Below are 2,988 nucleotides of genomic sequence, written 5' to 3'. Positions count from 1 at the left end.
TGATATCGTACAAAACCCGCTCGCCTGTTGGATAAAGGCTGGCAGGGTCAAAAGTAACCAAGCCGCTTTGCGCAACTTTGTTCACTATATTTTCCTGAATTTCCATGCTGATAAAATAAAAAAAATCCGGAAACAATATACTTATTTCCGGATGCAAAATTAGTTTAATGCCTGGTTTAAAAGAACTTTGCCCTGTAATCTTTTACGTTTGCTTTGTCTTTTAACACATTAAACACATCGGTGTCTAAACGCTGAAGCGCGGCTTGTGCAATTTGCTGGCGGTCTTTCAAAGCATTGTTTAATGCCGGCGGATTGTTAAAGCTATCCACTTCAAAAACATAAACGCCATTTTGGCCTTCAATTGGCTTTGAAATTTTGTGCAACGGAGAACCGAAAACAGCGCCAACAACCTTATTTTCCTGCGCAATGCCCGGAATGATCGGGTTTGCAAAAACAATATTTTGTACCGGCGTAACTTTGCCGCCCACTTGTGCCGCAACTTTGTCCAGTCCGGCTGCCCCTTTTAAGGCATTATTTAATTTTTCTTCCAGTTGTTTTGCTTTTACCTGGTTGCGCACGGCCGGTTCAATTTGTTTTTTAACCATATCCAATGTCAAAATCCCTTTTGGTTTGATGGCTTCCAGTTGGGCAACCACATATTGGGTTCCTAATTCAAAAACCTGGTTTGATACATCTCCTTTTTTAGCACCGTAAGCCCATTTTACCACGTCGCGTGCATTTTCTAACCCGGTTACGGCGGATGCACTTGCCGTTACATCATCCGCAGCTTGTTTTTGCAGTTTATCTGCTTTTATGGCATCTGCAAAAGAACCTCCGGATACTTTGCTTAAAAATGATTGTGCTTTGGCATAAGCTGCGGATTGTGTTTTGCTGCTTGGCGTTAACGGCTTGTCAACCACCGCTACTTTAACCACTTTGGATGATCCTTTCTGGTCTTCAATTTCGATCAAATGCACGCCAAACTGGGAAGAAACAATTTTCAAATCGCCTTTTTTGCCTTTAAAAACAGCATCTTCAAAAACAGGCACCATTGAGCCACGCGGAAAAGTGCCCAACTCGCCGCCTTTTGCAGCAGAACCGTCTATAGAATTGGTTTTGGCCAGATCAGCAAAAGATTTTCCGCCCTGGATCAATTTTTTTAATGAATCTGCTTTGGCCAACGCTTTATCTACGCCGCCTGCCGTTGCCGGGTTGATCAAAATATGACGTGCTTTTACCGAATCGGGGCCAACTTCTGCACCAATCAGTTTTGCAATTTTGTAAGCACCGTTAGTGAAATAAGGGCCATAAACGAAGCCCGGCGCAGCATTAAACATGACCGAATCTAAAGTTGGGTCCAATTGCCCTTTTTTCTGATAAACCAAAGGCGCAGGCGTAGCGGCATTAATGGCCACAAAAAGCGAATCGTTTTTGCTGGTTTTAAAACCGTCCAGCAGTTTGTTGATCTGCTCTTTTACCGCAGCGGTATCAGCTTTGGATGGCGCTGCGTTAAAAACCACGTAATCAAAAGCACGCGTCTCCTCCGGGTTTTTAAATTCGTTTTTGTGTTCGTTGTAATACGTATTGTAATCGTCTTCGGTCAGTTTCACCTGGTTGTCCGGAACCGAAGCATAATCTAAATTGACATAGCTAAAATTGGCAATTTTGTTGCGCGCTTCGTAATCGTCTTTTGCTTCCAGCGAGTTTACATAAAGCCCGTTGCGCACCAACGACAAGTATTTTTCTGATTTTTTGCCTTCAATAATTTGGTTCACAAAAGTTGCCCATTGTTCTTTGGTTGTAGGGTCAGCTTTTGCAGAATTGATATTTTGCAAAAAACCCAACAACTGCTGGCGGTCAAACTGCCCCGTTTCGCGGTTGGTAAAAGCCTGCACAATTTGCGGGCTTGGGTTGTTGCCCTGCACTAAAGAAATACTTTCCAAATCGCCAACGGCAATGCCCAATTTGCTGATTTGCTTTTGCAGGATAATCTGGCTGATGGCCTGGTTCCAGGTAGTTTGCTGTACATAGCTGGCCATCTGCGGGTTTAAGTTGGCCTGGTTAGACTGCTGCTTAAAATTCCGGATGTTTTGCTCCAGCTTGTTGTTAAAGTCATCGTAACTGATCTTATCGCCTGCAACTTCGCCAATTGTGGTACGGTCGCCGTTCATAAAAGAACTTCCGTAATGCACCACTTCCCCAATAATAAACGCGAAAAGTGCCAAACCGATCACCACAACCATGATCAAACCCAACCGGTTCCGCAAAAAACTCATTATTCCCATAAAAAATCAATCTATTTAAATGCTTAAAAAAGAGGGCGCAAGATACAAATTTTATAAAAACCCGATACATGAAATTGCGCAATTTGTTTTTACTTTTTTCGAGGGTTTGTTTGAATCTATACCAGTAAAAAAAGCCGATGCTTCTTTTACCCTATAAAAATTGGTGTCTGCATCGGTTTAAATCAACCTAAATGTTTACCAATTTTTATGCGATAAAAGAAGCATGGAAATTTATTGAGTAAATTTAAAAGGTTTTCTATGGATTTAATCCCTGTTTTACATTGAATGTTCCGGTAGATTGATTGAACTCCGGTTCGGTTAAATCTTCATTACACCTAAAAGTGCTTCCGCTGATCACATTGCCATCCATTGTTTTTAAAGTAGAAAACTGGTTGGAGTAAAACCGCTTGCCCAACTGGTCCCAAATCAGTTCTTCTGATTTAAACGTATCGCCTTTATCGTTCACCACCACCACGTTTCGGTGCAGTTCGATAATTTTGTTGAGGTTTTTGGTGATGGCATATTCAGCCGTAACCGTGCTGGTTAGCTTCAACTTCGGGTCGTAAAAATCAATATGCACGCCTTTGGGCATTTCGTAATAAGACTTTTCGGCTTTGGCTGCGGTATGGTTAAGCATTACCGGTGCGGTCATCCGGGCTTTTACTTTAGCCGAATCGCTGTAGATCACATCAACGCCAATGGT

The 2,988-nt window shown here is 42.3% G+C and carries 3 protein-coding genes; all 3 read right to left on the bottom strand.

Annotated elements, in window-relative coordinates; translation table 11 throughout:
• The coding region (locus Q0192_RS15670; RefSeq protein ID WP_299290822.1) for a DUF2480 family protein at window positions 1-106 on the bottom strand (106 nt) is incomplete at its 3' end.
• Window positions 107-176: 70 nt separating this feature from the next.
• Window positions 177-2,285, bottom strand: a complete 2,109-nt coding sequence (locus tag Q0192_RS15665; protein ID WP_299290820.1) for a peptidylprolyl isomerase — start codon at window positions 2,283-2,285, stop codon at window positions 177-179.
• Between the two features lie 256 nt (window positions 2,286-2,541).
• The coding region (gene lptC / locus Q0192_RS15660) for an LPS export ABC transporter periplasmic protein LptC (protein ID WP_299290818.1) at window positions 2,542-2,988 on the bottom strand (447 nt) is incomplete at its 5' end.

This window comes from uncultured Mucilaginibacter sp., from assembly GCF_937859865.1.
GTDB lineage: Bacteria > Bacteroidota > Bacteroidia > Sphingobacteriales > Sphingobacteriaceae > Mucilaginibacter_A.
Note: the sequence above shows the minus strand (reverse complement) of the source record. Positions and strands in the feature narration are given on the sequence as shown.

What these genes read in the sequence shown, in the direction of transcription:
- Q0192_RS15665 (WP_299290820.1), bottom strand. Translation starts at nt 2,285, where the DNA reads ATGGGAATAATGAGTTTTTTGCGGAACCGGTTGGGTTTGATCATGGTT.